Annotated in this window: 15 protein-coding genes; 8 read left to right on the top strand and 7 right to left on the bottom strand. The window is 69.2% G+C overall.

Annotated features, from left to right (window positions below; translation table 11 throughout):
- Nucleotides 1-3 precede the first annotated feature (3 nt).
- The 5 genes from gatA (at nucleotide 4) to AC5RVZ_RS23635 (ending at nucleotide 5,632) form a co-directional block, all read left to right on the top strand.
- A complete protein-coding gene (gatA, locus tag AC5RVZ_RS23655) occupies nucleotides 4-1,506 on the top strand; it encodes an Asp-tRNA(Asn)/Glu-tRNA(Gln) amidotransferase subunit GatA (protein WP_494068082.1) in 1,503 nt (500 codons plus the stop codon).
- Nucleotides 1,507-3,018, top strand: a complete 1,512-nt coding sequence (gene gatB, locus AC5RVZ_RS23650; RefSeq protein WP_494068081.1) for an Asp-tRNA(Asn)/Glu-tRNA(Gln) amidotransferase subunit GatB — start codon at nucleotides 1,507-1,509, stop codon at nucleotides 3,016-3,018. It abuts the gene before it with no gap.
- Between the two features lie 230 nt (nucleotides 3,019-3,248).
- On the top strand, nucleotides 3,249-4,139 hold the full coding sequence (locus tag AC5RVZ_RS23645; protein WP_494068080.1) for an aminoglycoside phosphotransferase family protein: 891 nt from the start codon (nucleotides 3,249-3,251) through the stop codon (nucleotides 4,137-4,139).
- A gap of 166 nt (nucleotides 4,140-4,305) precedes the next feature.
- Nucleotides 4,306-5,184, top strand: coding sequence for an aminoglycoside phosphotransferase family protein (locus tag AC5RVZ_RS23640; protein ID WP_494068079.1), 879 nt, complete (start codon nucleotides 4,306-4,308; stop codon nucleotides 5,182-5,184).
- A 70-nt stretch (nucleotides 5,185-5,254) separates the two neighbouring features.
- Nucleotides 5,255-5,632, top strand: coding sequence for a VOC family protein (locus AC5RVZ_RS23635; RefSeq protein WP_494068078.1), 378 nt, complete (start codon nucleotides 5,255-5,257; stop codon nucleotides 5,630-5,632).
- A gap of 121 nt (nucleotides 5,633-5,753) precedes the next feature.
- Here AC5RVZ_RS23635 and AC5RVZ_RS23630 read toward each other — a convergent pair whose 3' ends face one another.
- The 4 genes from AC5RVZ_RS23630 to AC5RVZ_RS23615 form a co-directional block, all read right to left on the bottom strand.
- A complete protein-coding gene (locus tag AC5RVZ_RS23630) occupies nucleotides 5,754-6,212 on the bottom strand; it encodes a DUF779 domain-containing protein (protein WP_494068077.1) in 459 nt (152 codons plus the stop codon).
- Between the two features lie 14 nt (nucleotides 6,213-6,226).
- A complete protein-coding gene (gene exaC, locus AC5RVZ_RS23625) occupies nucleotides 6,227-7,750 on the bottom strand; it encodes an acetaldehyde dehydrogenase ExaC (protein ID WP_494068076.1) in 1,524 nt (507 codons plus the stop codon).
- Between the two features lie 243 nt (nucleotides 7,751-7,993).
- The gene (locus AC5RVZ_RS23620) at nucleotides 7,994-9,322 is read right to left on the bottom strand and encodes a GAF domain-containing protein (protein ID WP_494068075.1); all 1,329 of its coding nucleotides are present in this window, start codon (nucleotides 9,320-9,322) and stop codon (nucleotides 7,994-7,996) included.
- A gap of 195 nt (nucleotides 9,323-9,517) precedes the next feature.
- Nucleotides 9,518-10,714 (bottom strand): cytochrome P450, encoded by a 1,197-nt coding sequence (locus AC5RVZ_RS23615; RefSeq protein ID WP_494068289.1) that lies wholly within the window; start codon nucleotides 10,712-10,714, stop codon nucleotides 9,518-9,520.
- A 190-nt stretch (nucleotides 10,715-10,904) separates the two neighbouring features.
- Between AC5RVZ_RS23615 and tdh the strand changes: the two genes are divergently transcribed.
- A complete protein-coding gene (gene tdh, locus AC5RVZ_RS23610) occupies nucleotides 10,905-11,951 on the top strand; it encodes an L-threonine 3-dehydrogenase (RefSeq protein WP_494068074.1) in 1,047 nt (348 codons plus the stop codon).
- 10 nt (nucleotides 11,952-11,961) lie between these two features.
- A complete protein-coding gene (locus AC5RVZ_RS23605) occupies nucleotides 11,962-13,179 on the top strand; it encodes a glycine C-acetyltransferase (RefSeq protein ID WP_494068073.1) in 1,218 nt (405 codons plus the stop codon).
- 42 nt (nucleotides 13,180-13,221) lie between these two features.
- On the opposite strand, the gene AC5RVZ_RS23600 is transcribed toward AC5RVZ_RS23605, so the two are convergent.
- The 3 genes from AC5RVZ_RS23600 to AC5RVZ_RS23590 all read right to left on the bottom strand — a co-directional run bounded on the left by AC5RVZ_RS23600 (nucleotide 13,222) and on the right by AC5RVZ_RS23590 (nucleotide 17,047).
- Nucleotides 13,222-14,259 carry a sialate O-acetylesterase gene (locus AC5RVZ_RS23600; protein ID WP_494068072.1) on the bottom strand — a complete coding sequence of 346 codons (1,038 nt, stop codon included), beginning with the start codon at nucleotides 14,257-14,259 and terminating at the stop codon, nucleotides 13,222-13,224.
- A gap of 105 nt (nucleotides 14,260-14,364) precedes the next feature.
- Nucleotides 14,365-15,951, bottom strand: coding sequence for a histidine ammonia-lyase (gene hutH / locus AC5RVZ_RS23595; protein WP_494068071.1), 1,587 nt, complete (start codon nucleotides 15,949-15,951; stop codon nucleotides 14,365-14,367).
- 67 nt (nucleotides 15,952-16,018) lie between these two features.
- Nucleotides 16,019-17,047, bottom strand: coding sequence for an ABC transporter substrate-binding protein (locus tag AC5RVZ_RS23590; protein WP_494068070.1), 1,029 nt, complete (start codon nucleotides 17,045-17,047; stop codon nucleotides 16,019-16,021).
- 183 nt (nucleotides 17,048-17,230) lie between these two features.
- On the opposite strand from AC5RVZ_RS23590, the gene AC5RVZ_RS23585 reads away from it, so the two are divergent.
- The gene (locus AC5RVZ_RS23585) at nucleotides 17,231-17,953 is read left to right on the top strand and encodes an IclR family transcriptional regulator (protein ID WP_494068069.1); all 723 of its coding nucleotides are present in this window, start codon (nucleotides 17,231-17,233) and stop codon (nucleotides 17,951-17,953) included.
- Nucleotide 17,954 lies beyond the last annotated feature (1 nt).

Raw genomic sequence — 17,954 nt, 5'->3', positions numbered from 1 at the left:
GCCATGAGCGAACTGATTACCAACAGCGCGGCCAAACTGGCCGACATGCTGACCGCTTCGGAGGTGTCCTCGGTGGAGGTCACCCAGGCGCACCTGGACCGCATCGCCGAGGTCGACGGCGACATCAACGCGTTCCTGCACGTGAACACCGACGAGGCGCTCGCGGTGGCGGCGGACGTGGACAAAGCCCGCGCCGCCGGCGAAGAGCTGCATGCCCTGGCGGGCGTCCCAATAGCGATCAAGGACCTGATCGTCACCGTGGGCCAGCCCACCACCGCCGGCTCGAAGATCCTCGAGGGCTGGATGAGCCCGTACGACGCCACCGTGGTCAAGAAGATCCGGGCGGCGCGCATGCCGATGCTGGGCAAGACCAACCTGGACGAATTCGCCATGGGTTCCTCCAGCGAGCACTCCGCGTACGGCCCCACCCGCAACCCGTGGGACCTGGACCGGATCCCCGGCGGCTCCGGCGGCGGCTCTGCCGCTGCCGTATCGGCTTTCGAGGCACCGCTGGCGCTGGGCACCGACACCGGCGGGTCTATCCGGCAGCCGGCCGCGGTGACCGGTTCGGTGGGCGTCAAGCCGACCTATGGCGGAGTTTCCCGCTATGGCGCGATCGCGATGGCGTCATCGCTGGACCAGATCGGACCGGTAACGCGCACGGTCCTGGACGCCGCCCTGCTGCATGAGGTCATCGGCGGACACGACCCGGCCGACTCCACCTCGCTCACCGACCCGGTGGGTGCGCTGGTCGAGGCCGCCCGGAACGGCGACGTGCGGGGCATGCGCATCGGCGTGATCAAGGAACTGCAGGGCGAAGGCTATGCCGCCGGCGTCCAGGCCCGCTTCGACGAGGCCCTGGAACTGCTGCGCGGGGCCGGCGCCGAGGTGGTGGAAGTCTCCTGCCCGAACTTCAAGTACGCGCTGGGCGCCTACTACCTGATCATGCCCTCCGAGGTCTCCTCCAACCTGGCCAAGTTCGACGGCGTCCGCTACGGGCATCGCGTGCTGCCGGCCGAGGGCCCGATGACGATTGAGCGCGTGATGGGTGCGACGCGTGCCGCCGGCTTTGGCGACGAGGTCAAGCGCCGCATCATCCTGGGCACCTACGCCCTGTCCGCAGGCTACTACGACGCCTACTACGGTTCGGCGCAGAAGGTCCGCACGCTGGTTCAGCGCGACTTTGACGCGGCGTTCGAAACGGTCGACGTGCTGGTCTCTCCCACCGCGCCGACGGCCGCGTTCAAGCTGGGCGAGAAGCTGGACGATCCGATGGCGATGTACCTGAACGACGTGGCCACCATTCCGGCGAACCTCGCCGGGGTGCCTGGCATATCCGTGCCGGGCGGCCTGGCCGACGGACTGCCGGTGGGCATCCAGTTCCTGGCCCCCGCCCGCGAAGATGCCCGGCTTTACCGCGCCGGCGCCGGTCTTGAAAACCTGCTGGAAGCCCAGTGGGGCGGCCCCCTGCTGGCCCAGGCTCCTGTCCTCGGAGGTATGAAGTAAATGGCTGCAACACAAGAGCTGGTCTCCTTCGAAGAGGCGATGGCGAAGTACGACCCGGTCCTCGGTTTTGAGGTCCACGTTGAGCTGAACACGAAGACCAAGATGTTTTCCGCCGCTCCGAACGCGTTCGGTGATGTGCCGAATACGAACGTGTCTCCGGTGGACCTGGGCCTGCCCGGCGTCCTGCCGGTGGTGAACAAGGCGGCGGTGGAGTACTCGATCCTGATTGGGCTCGCGCTCAACTGCAAGATCGCCGAGTCCTGCTTCTTCGCCCGGAAGAATTACTTCTACCCGGACACCCCGAAGAATTTCCAGACCTCCCAGTACGAAGACCCGATCTGCTACGACGGCTACCTGGACATCGAACTGGAAGACGGCGAAGTGTTCCGGGTGGAGATCGAACGCGCGCACATGGAGGAGGACGCGGGCAAGCTCACCCACATGGGCGGCGCCACCGGCCGGATCCAGGGCGCCGAGTACTCGCTGGTGGACTACAACCGCGCGGGCGTTCCGCTCGTGGAGATCGTCACCAAGCCGATCGTCGGAGCCGGCTCCCGCGCTCCGGAACTGGCCCGCGCCTACGTGGCGGCCGTCCGCGAGATCGTCAAGAACCTGGGCGTCTCCGACGCAAAGATGGAACGCGGCAACGTCCGCTGCGACGCGAACGTGTCTTTGATGCCCAAGGGCGCGGAGCAGTTCGGCACCCGCTCCGAGACCAAGAACGTGAACTCGCTGCGTGCGGTCGAACGTGCCGTCCGCTTCGAGATCCAGCGCCACGCGGCGGTCCTGGACGCCGGCCAGAAAGTGGTCCAGGAGACCCGCCACTGGCACGAGGACACCCGCTCCACGACCGCGGGCCGGCCCAAGTCCGACGCCGATGACTACCGCTACTTCCCGGAACCGGACCTGGTCCCCGTGGTCACCACCGAAGAGTGGATCGAAGAACTGCGTTCCCGGCTGCCCGAACCGCCGGCCGAACGGCACAAGCGGCTGAAGGCCGAATGGGGCTACTCCGACGCCGAATTCCGCGACGTGGTCAACGCCGGCGTGATGGAGTCGATCGAGGAAACCATTGCCGCCGGAGCCTCCGCCGCCGTGGCCCGCAAGTGGTGGATGGGCGAAATTTCCCGCCGCGCCAAGGAAGCCGAACTCGAACCTTCGGAACTGGGCGTGAGCCCGCTGACCGTGGTCGAGTTGGACCGCCTGGTGCAGGCCGGCAAGATCAACGACAAGCTGGCCCGCCAGGTGCTCGACGGCGTGCTCGCCGGGGAGGGCACGCCCGAGGAGGTCGTGGAGAAGCGCGGCCTGGCCGTGGTGTCGGACGATTCTGCCCTGCTGGAAGCCATCGATGCAGCGCTGGCGGCCCAGCCCGAGGTGGCCGAGAAGATCCGCGGCGGCAAGGTGCAGGCCGCCGGCGCCATCGTGGGCGGGGTCATGAAGGCCACCCGCGGGCAGGCCGACGCCGGTCGAGTGCGCGAGCTGATCTTTGAACGTCTCGGCGTTCAGGGTTAGCCGGTGGAGCGCGTGATGAACGGCAATGCGTCGCGCCGTGCCGGAGCCGATATCGGCCCGGTTCCGCGGCGCACGGCCCGACCGAGGGCGCACGCGGCCGCCGGCACCGATATCGGCCCGGTTCCGCTGGCCTAGCTGACGCGGGTTCGACGGGACCTCCTGCAGACGACGCCCCTGCCGTTACCGGCGGGGGCGTTGTCTGCTCCGGAGCCGCATGGCAGGATAGCGGGATGCCCGCCGAGGTCCCGATCACCGATGGCCTGGTGCGCCGCCTGCTGGCCGAACAGTTCCCGGCCCTGGCCCGGCTTCCGTTGCGGCGGGCCGCCAGCGGCTTGGACAACGTCATCTTCCGCCTCGGCAGCCGGCTGGCGGTCCGGCTTCCCCGGCACGCGACGGGGGACCGGCTCTTGCTCAACGAAAACCGCTGGCTGCCGCTCCTCGCACCAAGCCTGCCCCTGCCGGTCCCCGCCGTGGTCCACCGGGGCAAGCCCACGGATCACTTCCCGTTCCACTGGTCGGTCGTTCCGTGGTTTGACGGCCGGAGCGCCGCCGTCCTGCCGCCCGCTGCGCGGGACCGCTACGCGCCCGCGCTGGCCGGTTTCCTGCGGGCGCTGCAGGTTCCGGTACCCGCCGAGGCCCCGCACAACCCGATCCGCGGAGTGCCGCTAACGGCCTGCGCCGCCGCCTTCCACGAGCGGCTCGCCCGGTGGAACGGCGCCCGCGCCGGCCTCGCGGTCCGCGGCCTGCCCGACGCCTCCGGAGTGCAGCAGGCATGGGAGGCCGCGCTGGCCGCGCCGGACTATTCGGGTCCGGGGCTGTGGCTGCACGGCGATCCGCATCCGCACAACGTTATTGTCAAGGCATCCGGGACGCTGGCGGCCGTCGCCGACTTCGGCGATGTGTCGCAGGGCGATCCCGCCAGCGATCTCGGTGTGGCGTGGCTGCACTTCACTCCCGCAGGCCGCGCACGGTTCCGGTCCGGGCTGGTGTACGACGACGGCACCTGGCGCCGGGCCAAAGGCTGGGCGGTCTGGTACGGCGTGATGATGGCGCTGTGGCCGCCCGCGGACCCGTTGCACGCCGTCGGTTGCCATGCCCTGGAGCAGGCGGTGATGGGGTGAGCAGGGGGTGTCCGATGGGCTGAGCAGGGCGTGTCCGGTTGGCCCGCGCCGCCCGCGGATGATCTGATGGAAGTCCCGTCCCCACAGCAGACAGACCGGCAGGCCACACGCCGTCGCCGCTGGCGGGGCCATCCGATCACAGGGAGTACGGAAACAGATGGCTTCGATGCCCGCTGCCGAAATCGACATCAGCAACGACCTGGTGCTGCGGTTGCTCTCGGACCAGTTCCCGGACCTCGCCCGGCTGCCCCTGGTTCGGGTGGCGAACGGGTGGGACAACGTGACGTTCAGGCTCGGAGCCGATTTGGCCGTCCGGCTGCCGCGCCGGGCCGCGGCAGGGGATCTGGTGCTGCATGAACAGAGGTGGCTCCCGTCCCTGGCCCCGGAGCTGCCCCTCGCCGTGCCGGCCCCGACGCGCTGCGGCAGCCCGACGTCGTACTATCCCTGGTCCTGGTCGGTCGTGCCGTGGCTGGAGGGCCGGGCCGCCTGGCGCCTCCAGCCGGAGGAACGGCGATCGCTGGCCTCGGGGATGGCGGCGTTCGTGGCCGCGCTGCACGTGCCCGCCCCGTCCGGCGCCCCGGTGAATCCTGTGCGCGGCGTGCCGCTGTCCTCCCGCAACGCAGCCATGGTGCAGCGTCTCGATGCGCAGGCGGTTCCCCAGCCGGAACGCGTCGCCGCTCTGTGGCGCCAGCTGACTGCCGTGCCCGCGTGGGAGGGACCGGCACTGTGGCTGCACGGCGACCTCCACCCGGGCAATCTGGTGGTGGACGGCAACCGGTTGGCGGCAGTTATCGACTTCGGCGATATCACCGCGGGCGATCCGGCCACCGACCTGGCCGCCGCCTGGCTGGTGTTTGATGCCCCGGGGCGCCGGGAGTTTATTGCGGCCGTCGAAGCGCGCACCGACGTTTCCCCGGAGACCTGGCAGCGCGGCCGCGGCTGGGCGTTGAACATCGCGACGGTGCTGCTGACCTCCTCCGATGACAATCGGTTGTTGCGCGGCGTGGGGGAGCGGGCGCTGGCCGAAGTCCTGTCCGGGAGCTAGCCGCCGCGCCGCAGCAGCAGTAGCATGACCGGATTGCTGCACAGGAATTTCGTCAACGGGAGGAGTGGCGATGCCCGGCCCCACAGGACTGCAACTGCATGCAACGGTGCTGGGAGCGCCGAACCCGTTGGCCTTGGCGGAGTTCTACGGTCGGCTGCTGGGCTGGGACATCCGCACCAACGAGCCCGATTGGGTGACACTGGCCAATCCGGGCGGTGGGCCGGGGCTGTCCTTCCAGCTGGAGGAGGACTACCGCCCGCCGGTCTGGCCCGAAGAACCCGGCGAACAGCAAATGCTGATGCACCTGGACATCCTCGTCGAGAACCTGGCCGCCGCCTGTTCTCACGCCGAGTCGGTAAGGGCCGAACGTGCCGGATTCCAACCGCAGGACGACGTCCGGGTGTACTTCGATCCGGCGGGGCACCCGTTCTGCCTCTTCGAACACTAGGCGCGGCACTCAAGGTTTTTCGCCGCTGCTCCGGTTTGGGCTCCTGCTCCACCTAATAAGCGGAGCAGGAGCCCAATATGGAGCGTAGCCCCGGCCACCCGCCCCGGCTCGAAGCCTCGCCTTAGTCCGGCGGTGCCGCGCCGTCGAACAGCCGGGAGCGGATCAGGAAGCGTTTGCCCTCCGGCGCCTCCACCGAGAACCCGCTGCCGCGCCCGTCCACCACGTCCACGGTCAGATGCGTGTGTTTCCAGTACGCGAACTGCTCCCGCGACATCCAGAAGTCCAGGCTCCCGCGGTCGGGAAGGTCGAACGTGCCCAGCAGCACGTCCGCATCGCCGGTGAGGAATTCACCGGCCGGATAGCACATGGGGGAGGAGCCGTCGCAGCAGCCGCCGGACTGATGGAACATCAGCGGTCCGTGGGCCTCCCACAGTTTTTGCAGCAGCCCGACCGCCGGTCCGGTGAGCGCCACCCGGGAAAAAGCCTCCCCGGGCAGCGCCACCGCGGCCTCGAGCGCCGCCTCGTGTTTCCCGGCGGGCGGGGTGGGTGCACCCTGCCCCTGCGGTGAAGCAGACACCATGACGTGACCTGTCTTTAGAAGAAGCCGAGCTTGTTCTCGTTGTAGCTGACCAGCAGGTTCTTGGTCTGCTGGTAGTGGTCGAGCATCATCGCGTGGTTCTCGCGGCCGATGCCCGAGGACTTGTAACCGCCGAACGCTGCTCCCGCCGGGTAGGCGTGGTAGTTGTTCACCCACACCCGGCCCGCCTGAATCTCGCGCCCTGCCCGGTAGGCCACGTTCCCGTTGCGGCTCCACACGCCGGCGCCCAGCCCGTAGAGCGTGTCGTTCGCGATCTGCAGGGCTTCCTGATAGTTCCCGAACCGGGTAACCGAGACGACCGGGCCGAAGATCTCTTCCTGGAAGATCCGCATGCTGTTGTCGCCCTCGAAGATGGTGGGCTTCACGTAGTAGCCGTCGGCGAGGTCCCCGTCCAGGATGTTCCGGCCGCCGCCGGTCAGGACCTTCGCGCCCTCCTGCTGGCCGATGTCCATGTAGGACAGGATCTTCTCCAGCTGGTCGTTGGAGGCCTGGGCGCCTACCTGGGTGGCCGTGTCCAGCGGGTTGCCCTGAATGATCGACTCGGTCCGGGCCAGCGCGTCGGCCATGAACGAGTCGTAAATCGACTCCTGCACCAGTGCCCTCGACGGGCAGGTGCAGACTTCGCCCTGGTTGAACGCGAACAGGGTGAAGCCCTCCAGCGCCTTGTCGTAGAAAGCGTCGTTTTCGGCGGCCACATCCGAGAAGAAGATGTTCGGGCTCTTCCCGCCCAGCTCCAGCGTGACCGGAATCAGGTTCTGCGACGCGTACTGGCTGATCAGCCGGCCGGTGGTGGTCTCGCCGGTGAACGCGATCTTGCGGATCCGCGGGCTGGACGCCAGCGGCTTGCCGGCTTCCACGCCGAAACCGTTGACCACGTTAACCACGCCCGCCGGCAGGATGTCCGCGATCAGTTCCATCAGCACCAGGATGGACGCCGGTGTCTGCTCCGCAGGCTTAAGAACGACGGCGTTGCCCGCCGCGAGCGCGGGAGCCAGCTTCCACGTGGCCATCAGGATGGGGAAGTTCCAGGGGATGATCTGCCCGACCACACCCAGCGGCTCGTGGTAATGGTAGGCGGTGGTGTCGTCGTCCAGTTGGGACAGCCGGCCCTCCTGGGCCCGGATGGCCGAGGCGAAGTAGCGGAAGTGGTCGGCGGCCAGCGGGATGTCGGCGGCCAGGGTCTCGCGCACAGCCTTGCCATTGTCCCAGGTCTCGGCCACGGCCAGCAGTTCCAGGTTCTCCTCGATCCGGTCCGCAATCCGGTTCAGCACGGCGGCCCGGTCCGCCACCGAAGTCTTGCCCCACGACGGTGCCGCCTTGTGGGCGGCGTCCAAGGCCAGTTCGATGTCCTCCGCGGTCCCGCGTGCCACTTCACAGAACGTTTTGCCGGTCACGGGCGAGGGGTTCTCGAAGTATTGGTTCTTCACCGGGGCGACCCATTCGCCGCCGATCCAGTTCTCGTAGCGCTGCTTGAAGCTGACGGGTGATCCCTCGGTTCCGGGCTGGGCGTAAACAGTCATGGTCGACTCCTCTGGCTTCGGTGTCCGGACCCCCACGGCCCGGCAGACGGCACTGTCTGTGTCCCCAGAGCCTACGGAGGGCAACGTTGCAATCAGGTTGCAGCGGTCGTCCTCGCGGCGGCTCCGGCCGCGGGACCCTTCCGTACGGGCCGTTTGCCCCCTGTCCCACACCGGGCCGGACCGTTCCGAGGGCCCTCAGGCCCCCAGGCTTCCAACCGCACCAGCGCCGTTGCAAAGGTCCCGTCAGCCTCCGGCTTCCAACTGTTCCAGCACCGCGACGACCGCGGCCCGCTTCGGTGAGCGCGGCGGCAGGAGGCGCAGCGCCGCGCGCCAGGCCTCGGCGTCGTACTTTGCTTCAGGAAGCTGCAGGTACCGCAGGACTTCGTCCGGCGAGGCGCTGCTGAGCACTGCCTCGCGCAGGGTGGCGCTGACGTGCCGGCGGAAACCGACGACGCCCGGCGCCTCCGACCGCGGAACGACCTGCCCGCGGTACAGGCCAAGCGCCTGCCGGTGTGCCCCGCGGGCCAGACACCGGAGGACCTGCTGAGCATCGACCGCCACTTCCTGGGGGAGGCGGTAGGGCCGGGATGTGGGCACGGCGGCAGGGCTGATGCCGGCCAGCAGCTTGCGCAACCGCACCATCTCGGCGCGCAAGGTCGCGCTCTGGGCCCGCGGGTTGAGCTGGTCCGCCAGTTCCCCGGCCGTCAGGCCGGCGGGATGCAGGGCCAACAGGGTGAGGATCTCCGTGTGCCGCTGCGACAACTCGATCCGCTGGCCGGCCAGTTCCAACAGTCCCTGGTCGCGTCCCATGATGCGGAGACCGGCCTTCGGGCCGGCTCCGGATTCGCCCTCCGGACGGGCCGGCGTCCCCCGGCGCCGCGTGATCGGGCCGGCGGGCACCGGCCGGCTCCCCGTCCCCGGGTCGTGCCGGGCGGCCGCCTGGAGGCGGAGAATGCGCAGCTCTGCCTCGGCAGCCGCTACCGCCGCCCGGACCAAGGACAGCGTGTGCGGCGCGGCCGCTTCCTCCCCGCCGGTCAGATCCACGACGCCGAGGACGGCACCGGTCTCGGGGTCGGTGATGGGGACGGCGGTGCAGTTCCATGAATGGACCGCCCGGCTGAAGTGCTCGGCACCGGCGATTTGGACTCCGCGGCCCAACGCGAGCGCCGTGCCGGGCGCGCTGGTGCCCACGGTCGCCTCCGACCAGTCGGTGCCGGGCATGAACATCATGCCTTCGGCGCGGTCTTTCAGGCGGGCCTCTCCGTCCACCCAGAGCAGCCGCCCGTGCTGGTCTCCCACGGCCACCAGCATCCCCGCGTCGCGGCTGGGCTCCACCAGTAGCCGGCCAAAGACCGGCAGGATCGCGGACAACGGATGGTTCCGGCGGAACTCGTCCAGCGCGTCGGCGCCCATGACCAGCGGAGCCAGCGCCCGGTCGGGATCCGCCGCGTGCCGCAAGGACCTTTGCCAGGAGTCGCGGACCACTGGGCGCAGCCCCCTGATGCTCCCGGTCCCGCAGGACAGCTGGATCGGATCCAGCCGTTCGTGCGCGGCGTAGGCCTGGTCCTGCACGGGCCGGGACGCTGGCTGGGCTGGGTGCGGCACTGGAGAACCCCTTTTGCCGCACCGCAGCCACGCACCTGTGGCCGGGGTCACAGTCTAGCCTGCGCTTCCGCGGCCTTTCCACCGGCTTTCGTGGCCCGCGGTTCCCGGCCGGTTTCCTGTCTCCCCTGGGCCCCAGCGGGCCCGATTGCGCCGGGGTTGGGGTCAGGCCGCGACCAGGCGCAGGGGCAGCGAGGAGTAGCCCTTCAGCGTGTTGTGCAGGTAGGGGACCGGAGCGCCGGTGGGCTCAAGGCGTTCCACATTCCGTGCCAGCCAGGTCAGGACAACATGCATCTCCAGCCGGGTGACTGGCTGGCCGACGCAGCGGTGGATGCCGTTGCCGAAGGCGATCATGCTGGCCGCGTCGCGTTCGATCCGGAAGACGTCCGCATCGGGCCCAAACTGGGCCTCGTCGCGGTTGGCCGACCCGAGGAACAAGGCCAGCTTGCTGCCGGCGGCCAGGCTGACGCCGGAGATCTCCGTGTCTGCCGACGTGGTCCGGTAGAACGACTGGAACGGGCTCTCGAACCGCAGCACCTCGTTGATGGCCAGCGAGACCATCTGCGGATTCTTCCGCAGGATGCGCCACTGCTCCGGATGTTCCGCGAAGAGCTTGAGGGCATTTCCAATGCCGATCACCGTGGTGTCCAGGCCGGCCGACAGCAGCGCCCGCACCACCAGCGGTGCCATGTCCTCCGGCAGTTCGCCGCGGTCGACGTACTGCCACAACTGTTCGCCCATCCCGCCGGGGCTGAGGTTTTCCCGCCGCGTCCGGTCCATCACCCACTCCGGCGTCCCGGCCCCTTGCTCGAAGTAAAAGCGGTGGCGTTCGTTTTCGGGGCCGAAGTGGCTGAAGTTCATGGCTCCGTGTGTCAGCAGGTTCTCCTCTCGCCCGTCACGGGGTATGCCTACGGCGTCGCCGAACGCCCGGAGGGGGAACACCTCGGCCAGATCCTTGACGCCGTCGATGGAACCGCGCTCGAGCAGTTCGGGAAGCAGTTGGTCGGCGTAGGCCTCGAATCCGGCCCGCAGGGCGCGGGTCCCCTTGGGCGAGATGACTCCGGCCATGGCGTCCCGCATCACGGTGTGCCGCGGCGGGTCCGACTCGAGGATGCCCTGCGGCCGCCAGTTGGGTTCCTTCAGCAGGTCCTTCGGCCCCACTCCCGCTCCGGAGATGAAGGTCCGGTGGTCGGCCAGGATGTCCCGGCACTCGGCGTAGCGCCCGAAGGCCGGCACCTGGTACTTCTCCAGCCAGACCGCCGGCCCGGCTGCCCGCATGCGGCCGAACAGGCCGTACGGGTCCGCCAGCACCGCATCCGAGTACGGGTCGTCGGCGATTACCGGGATGCTGTGATCGGTCATGGTTGCCACGCGTTGGCCTCGCTTACGTCGTAGGGAAGAAGTGCTTGCGAGCAAAGCTACCCTGCCCGCGACGCGACGGATACTGTGACGCGCTCCACTTCGCCAAGACAGTTACGTAGAGTTGGCCTAGTGATCCGGGCCACAGCCCGGGCGGCCGGGCGCGCCGGCCCGCTTAGCGAAAGGACACCGCGTGAAGGCGCTCTACAAGTCCGGCCCACAGCCCGGCTTCGAGCTGGTCGACCGTCCGGAACCGGAACCCGGCACCGGCGAGGTCAAGATCAAGGTCCACACCACGGGCATTTGCGGCACCGACCTGCACATCCAGGCCTGGGACGACTGGGCCGCCGGGGCCGTCCGGGCGCCGCTGATCCCCGGCCACGAGTTCTATGGTGAGGTCGTGGCCGCCGGCAGCGCCGTGCAGGACGTCCAGATCGGCGACCGGGTCTCGGGGGAGGGCCACATCGTCTGCGGGACCTGCCGGAACTGCCGCGCGGGCCGGCGGCAGATGTGCATCCGCACGGTCAGCGTCGGCGTCCAGCGGGACGGCGCCTTCGCCGAGTTCGTGGTGATCCCCGAAACCAATGTGTGGGTGCACACCGACCCGGCGGTCACGCCCGAACTGGGCGCGGTCTTCGATCCGTTCGGCAACGCCGTGCACACGGCACTGAGCTTTCCGCTGGTCGGCGAAGACGTCCTGATCACCGGCGCCGGGCCCATCGGGCTGATGGCCATAGCGGTGGTCCGCCACGCCGGCGCCCGCAAGATCGCCGTCACCGACGTGTCCGCCGAACGGTTGGAGCTGGCCAAGCAGATGGGCGCCGACCTGGTGGTGGACGTCAGCCACGCCCGGGTGGCGGACGCACAGCGGCAGCTGGAACTGGTCGAAGGTTTTGACATCGGGCTGGAGATGTCCGGCCGCGGCTCGGCACTGCGGGCCATGATCGACAACATGACCCACGGCGGCCGGATTGCGCTGCTGGGGCTGCCGACCGAAGACATCACCATCGACTGGGCCAAGGTGGTCACCCACATGCTCACGCTCAAGGGCATCTACGGGCGCGAGATGTTCGAAACCTGGTACGCGATGAGCGCCATGCTCTCCTCCAGCCCGGCCCTGCACGCGGCGATTTCCTCCGTGATCACCGACGTGCTGCCGGCCGCGGAATGGGAGCGCGGGTTCGAGACGGCCCGGCAGGGGACAAGCGGCAAAGTGGTCCTGGACTGGACCCGGATCTAGGGAGGGAAGCATGTACGGAACACTCAAGGACCAGCTGGCCTCGGAGCTGGAGGAAATCCGCGCCGCCGGACTGTTCAAGGCCGAACGGCGCATCACCACCCCGCAGTCCAGCCACATCTCCGCCGGCTCGGCGGACGGATCGACCCGCGAGGTGCTGAACTTCTGCGCGAACAACTACCTCGGGTTGGCCGACCATCCGGACATCATCGCCACCGCGAAGGCCGCCATGGACGAACGCGGGTTCGGCATGGCCAGCGTGCGCTTTATCTGCGGCACGCAGGACCTCCACCTGCAGCTGGAACGGGAAGTGTCGCGCTTCCTGGGCACCGAGGACACCATCCTGTTCTCCTCCTGTTTCGACGCCAACGGCGGGGTCTTCGAATCGTTGTTCGGGCCGGAGGACGCCATCATCTCCGACGCCCTGAATCATGCCTCGATCATCGACGGCATCCGGCTGTCCAAGGCGGTGCGGTTCCGCTACGCCAATCGGGACATGGCCGAACTGCAGGAGCGGCTGCAACAGGCCGCGGCGATGAACGACGGCGCCGGCGCCCGGCGGACCGTCATCGTCACCGACGGCGTGTTCTCCATGGACGGTTACCTGGCACCGCTGGAACGGATCTGCGAACTGGCCGAAGAATACGGCGCGCTGGTGATGGTCGACGACTCGCACGCCGTCGGCTTCATGGGGGCCAACGGTGCCGGCACCCCGGAGCATGCCGGGGTGGCCGACAGGGTGGACATCTACACCGGGACCTTCGGCAAGGCGCTCGGCGGTGCTTCCGGCGGTTACGTGTCCGGCCGCCGCGAAATCGTGACCGTGCTGCGGCAAAAGGCCCGGCCATACCTGTTCTCCAACTCCGTCGCGCCGGCCATCGTGGCCGCCACCTTGAAGGCGCTGGAACTGGTGGGCGGTTCGGCCGACCTTCGGTCGCGGCTGCAGGACAACACCGCGTTGTTCCGTCGGCGGATGGCCGAGGAAGGGTTCGACCTGCTGGAAGGCGGGCACCCGATCGTCCCGGTGATGTTCCACGACGCGGTCCTCGCCGGGCGGGTGGCCGAGGCCATGCTCGCCCACGGCGTGTACGTCACCGCCTTCAGCTATCCGGTCGTGCCCAAGGGCGCGGCGCGGATCCGCGTGCAGCTCTCGGCCGCCCATAGCGCCGACGACGTCGAGGCGTGCGTCGCGGCGTTCGTCGCCTCCCGGCAGGCGGTCGGGCAGGCCTGACCGGCGCGGGGGCGTGGCGCCGTGCTTGTCCCGCCTTCCCGGCTAGCGGGCCCGGTCCGAGGTTTCGGTTTCGAAGGCGCGGTAGAAGCGCAGGCCCAGTTCGCGGGCGCCGGCGGCACCGTAATGGATCTGTTCGGCATCCTGGCTGGCCCCGGACGGGCCCTCCACGAACGCCGTCCGCAACCGCTGTGCCGCCACGGAGCGGTGCGCGGCCTCGATGCCGCGCCGCCGCCGGTCATCGGGCAGCCATTCGGGCACCATCCCGCCGATCAGGAACGGCGCCGGACCCAGTGCGTCGCGGACCAGATCGATAATCTGCAGCAACTTGCGGCGGTACCAGCCCTCCGAGGCGCCCAGCACCGCGTCGGACTCGCCCTGGTGCCACAGGACCGCCGCCAAGCGGTTGCGCGGATTCAGCGAGAGCGCCTGCCGGGCGGCGTCCAGCGCGCGGTGGAACAGGTTCGTTCGGGCGGTTTTGTTGTCCGGATCCCAGGAGTAGTCGGCGTTGCCGGTGATCGACGTGCCGCCCAGGGCCGCGGGCACCAGCAACACCTTGCGGCCGGCCGGCTGGGCCAGCCACAGCTGCCGCGCGAATTCGAGGCCCGGTCCCACCGCGGGCCTGCCGTCCACCCACACACTGGCGACATGGCAGAGCGGTTCGCTGGCCGGGATGACCCGGCCGGCGAACGGGCCGGAACCCGCCAGCTGGTCGATCCCGTCGAGCTCCACATCGATGGCCGGATCGAAGGGGAGGCCGCAGCCCTGCATGTTTGACTGGCCCAGCAGCAGGACGACGTCGTGCCCGGCCTGGCGGGGATCGACGCGCCCGTTGGCAGCCGTTTGGACGGCAGCCGCGATTGTCGGGGCCAGGAGCTGCAGCAGCTCCCGGTGGGTGGCCGACGTCGGGTCCGCCACCAAACGCGCAATCCGCTCGTCATCCGGTGCGGAATCCGGCCGGGTTGCTGCGGCGGCCCCGGCCGTGCCCAACGCCCCGGCCCCGATGCCGGCCGCCAGAACGGGGACCGTCTGCTGCAGCAGTCGGCGCCGGCTCGGCTGTCCCTCGGGCGTGTTGGCGGCCATGCAGCAGGTCCTCCCGGTGCCGGCCCCCAGTGTTCCCGGCGCTGGTTCCGGTCCGGCAATCCGGAACCAACGGTGTTTCCGGGCACCAGTGTAGTGCCGTCCGGGTCAGTTCAGTGCTGTGCCCGCCGCCTGTTCGACGGCGTCCACCAGCACGCCGCTGTCCACCAGCAGGCGGACCGCCTCGATCTCCGGCGAGAGATAACGGTCGGTGCCCGGACCGGCGACCGTTTTGCGGATCTCCCGGCGCACCGCGGTGACCGCCGGGGCGCTGCGGGAGGTCTCCACGCCGCCGTCGCGCATGTCCAGGGCACGGGCACTGGTGAGCAGCTCAATGGCCAGCACCCGGGTGAGCCCGTCCAGGGCGCGGCGCAGTTTCAGCCCCGCGGACCAGCCCATGGACACATGGTCTTCCTGCATGGCCGAGGACGGGATGGAATCCACCGACGCCGGGTTGGCGAGCCGCTTGAGCTCGCTGACGATGCCGGCCTGGGTGTACTGGGCGATCATGTGCCCGGAGTCAACCCCCGGATCATCGGCCAGGAAGGCGTTCAGGCCGTGGCTGCGGGCGGTGTCCAGGAACCGGTCGGTCCGCCGCTCGCTCATCGAGGCAAGGTCCGCCACGGCGATGGCCAGGAAGTCCAGGGCGTAGCCGACCGGGGCGCCGTGGAAGTTGCCGTTGGATTCCACCCGGCCGTCCGGGGTGACCACGGGATTGTCGACGGCGGAGGCCAGTTCGTAGCCGGCCACCGATTCCACGTGGGCAAGCGTGGCGCGCGCCGCGCCGTGCACCTGGGGCGCGCAGCGCAGGGAGTACGCATCCTGGACCCGGGTGAACCGGTGCTGCGCATCGGCTCCCGCCGACTTTTGCTCTGCGATCAGGACGGAACCGGCCAGGACGGTGCGCATGTTGGCCGCGGCCGCGATCTGGCCGGGATGCGGCCGGAGCGCGTGCAGGTCCTCGGCCAGCACGGAGTCGGTGCCGAGCAAGCCTTCGATGCTCATGGCCGCGGCGAGATCGGCGGTCTTCAGCAGCCGGTGCAGGTCGGCCGACGCCATGATCAGCATGCCCAGCATGCCGTCGGTGCCGTTGATCAGTGCCAGGCCTTCCTTCTCCCGCAGCTCCACCGGCTCCAGGCCCGCGGCGGCCAGGCCGTCGGCGGCCGCCACCAGTTCGCCGTCCCTGGTGCGAACCTGGCCCTCGCCCATCAGGGCGAGTGCGCAGTGGGCCAGCGGCGCGAGGTCCCCGGAACAGCCCAGGGAGCCGTATTCGCCGATCACCGGGGTGATGCCGGCGTTGAGGATTCCCGCGTAGGCCTGCGCCACCAGCGGGCGGACGCCGGTGCGCCCGGTGGCCATCGTCGCGAGCCGGTTGAGCATCAGCCCGCGCACCACCTCCCGGTCCACCTCGGCCCCGGACGAGGCCGCGTGGCTGCGGATCAGGCTGCGCTGCAGTTGGGTGCGCAGCTGAACCGGGATCTGCTTGGTGGCCAGGGCGCCGAAGCCGGTGCTGACCCCGTAGTGCGGCACGTCGTCGTCCACCAAGGCCTCGATCACCTTGCGTGATTCGGCCATGGCCTGCAGCGACTCCTCGCTGAGTTCGACGGCGGCGCCGTGGCGGGCGACGGCGACGACGTCAGCGGGGGAGAGCGGTCCGACGGACACGGAGACGGGGACGGTCTGGAGCTGGGACATGGTGCCTTTCGGGTGCGGGTGCGGGTGGAGGTGAAGGTGGAAGTGGCGGGTCGGGGAGGAGCGGCGATCAGTCCGCGATCAGGGCCTCGTAGTCGGGTTCTTTCTCCAGTACGCCGTAATTGGCGGCCGCCGACCCCAGCTTCTGCAGGCCCTCCATGTTGATCTCCGGATACCAGCGGGACATCACCACGGTCTCGGCCAGCTCGGGCGTAACCTTCGCATAATCCTGGATGATGGCGCGCACCTCGTCGTCGTTCTCCGAGGCGAACTGGAAAGACTTCTCCAGGGCCCGGCGGAACCGTTCGACGAGTTCGGGATCTTCCTGCAGGGTCTGCTCGGAGGCGAAGTAGAAGGCCGAGTCGAAGTCGTCGGTGAGGTCGGTCATCGGGCTGGCCACGATCGTTCCGCCGGCGTCCAGGATCTGGGTGCGGAACGGTTCGGTGGTCCAGGCGGCGTCGACGTCGCCCCGCTCCAGCGCCGCGGGCATGTTGGGGTACGGCATTTCGACGAAGTCGACGGCGTCCGGGTCGCCGCCCGCCTGTTCCACGGAATTCCGGATGGTGACGTCGGCGAAGTTGTTCAGCGCGTTGACGGCCACGGTCTTGCCCACCAGGTCGGCGGCGCTTTCGATGCCACTGTCCGGCAGGGCCGCCACCTCGGTGACGTCCTCGCCGGGGACATTGGTGGAGCTGGAGCCGTTGGAAACCACCGTGATCGGCAGCCCCTTGTCCCGCGCGATCAGCAACGAGACGACATTGGAGTAGCCGAACTGGTATTCGCCGGTCATCACTGCCGGGACGATGGCCGCGCCGCCCTGGGCCAGCTGGACGGACAGCTGGATGCCTTCCTCCTCGAAGTACCCCTCCTGCATGCCCAGGTAGACCGGGGCCACGTCCGTGATCGGGATCAGGCCCAGGTTCACCTGGTCCAGGCTGGCATCTGCCGGCGCCCCGGCGGTTTCCGTTCCGCCGCCGGTGGAGGACGGACTGCCGGAGCCGCACCCGGTCAGCAGGAGGGCGCCGGCCATTACCGCGGCCGAGGCGGTGGCCAGCAGGGGGCGGCGGGGCGCAGTGGCCGCGAAAATCAATGGGCGCATCAGGATCTCCTTGTTTCTGCCGGTACGCGGCATACCTGTTTCGATCAGTAAAACGAGTGTGGCTTGCTACCTGAAGCTACCCACCCGCGCTGCCGGGGTCAAGGGTTTTTTGCTAATTCCTTGCCGCTGCATGAAATTGATGTTTTACTGGCTGCAACATTGGATGGCTAGCGAGGAGCAGGCATGGCGTCAGGAACGGCAGCGGATCCTACGACCAGGGCGGCGGACCGCACTTTGGCGCTGCTTCGGATCGTCTGCGAGCACGACGGCGTCAAGCTCGCCGATGCGGCCAAGGCGGTGGGCCTGTCGGCGTCGACCGCGCTGCGGCTGCTGCGCACGCTGGAAGCCAACGGGTTCGCAGCCAAACGCGACAACGCGCTCTACCGGCCGGGCTTCCGGATGGTGCAGCTGGGTGTCCAGGCGCTCAGCCACGAGTCGCTGGTGGACGCGGGCCGGGACGTCCTGCGGAGCCTGGTCGACCAGACCGGGGAGTCGGCGTACCTGAGCGTGACCGCCGGCAACGACCACGGGCTGTACATAGCCATCGAAGAGGGCACCCATACCGTGCGCCACGTGAATTGGGTGGGCCGGACCTTCCCGATGGAGGGCAGCGCGGCCGGGGCGGCCCTCAGCGGACAGGTGGGCCGGGGCGGGTACACCGTGCAGGCGGACAGCGTGGAGGCCGACGTCACCGCCGTCGCGGCTCCCGTCTTCGCCGGCGACAAGGTCGTCGCCGCGGTGAGCATCGTCGCGCCCAGCTACCGCACCACAGCAGAGGCCGCCGAAAAATTCGGGCTGCTGCTTGCCGAACAAGCCGGCACGCTCTTCGCCGCGCCGGAGAGCCCGGCGGCCAATGGGACCGAAGAACACAACCAGACACCTACCTCCACGCCAGAAAGGGCATGAC

This window comes from Arthrobacter sp. Cza30 (assembly GCF_059090765.1).
The sequence above is the reverse complement of the archived record's forward strand: the minus strand, read 5'-3'. Positions and strand labels throughout refer to the sequence as shown.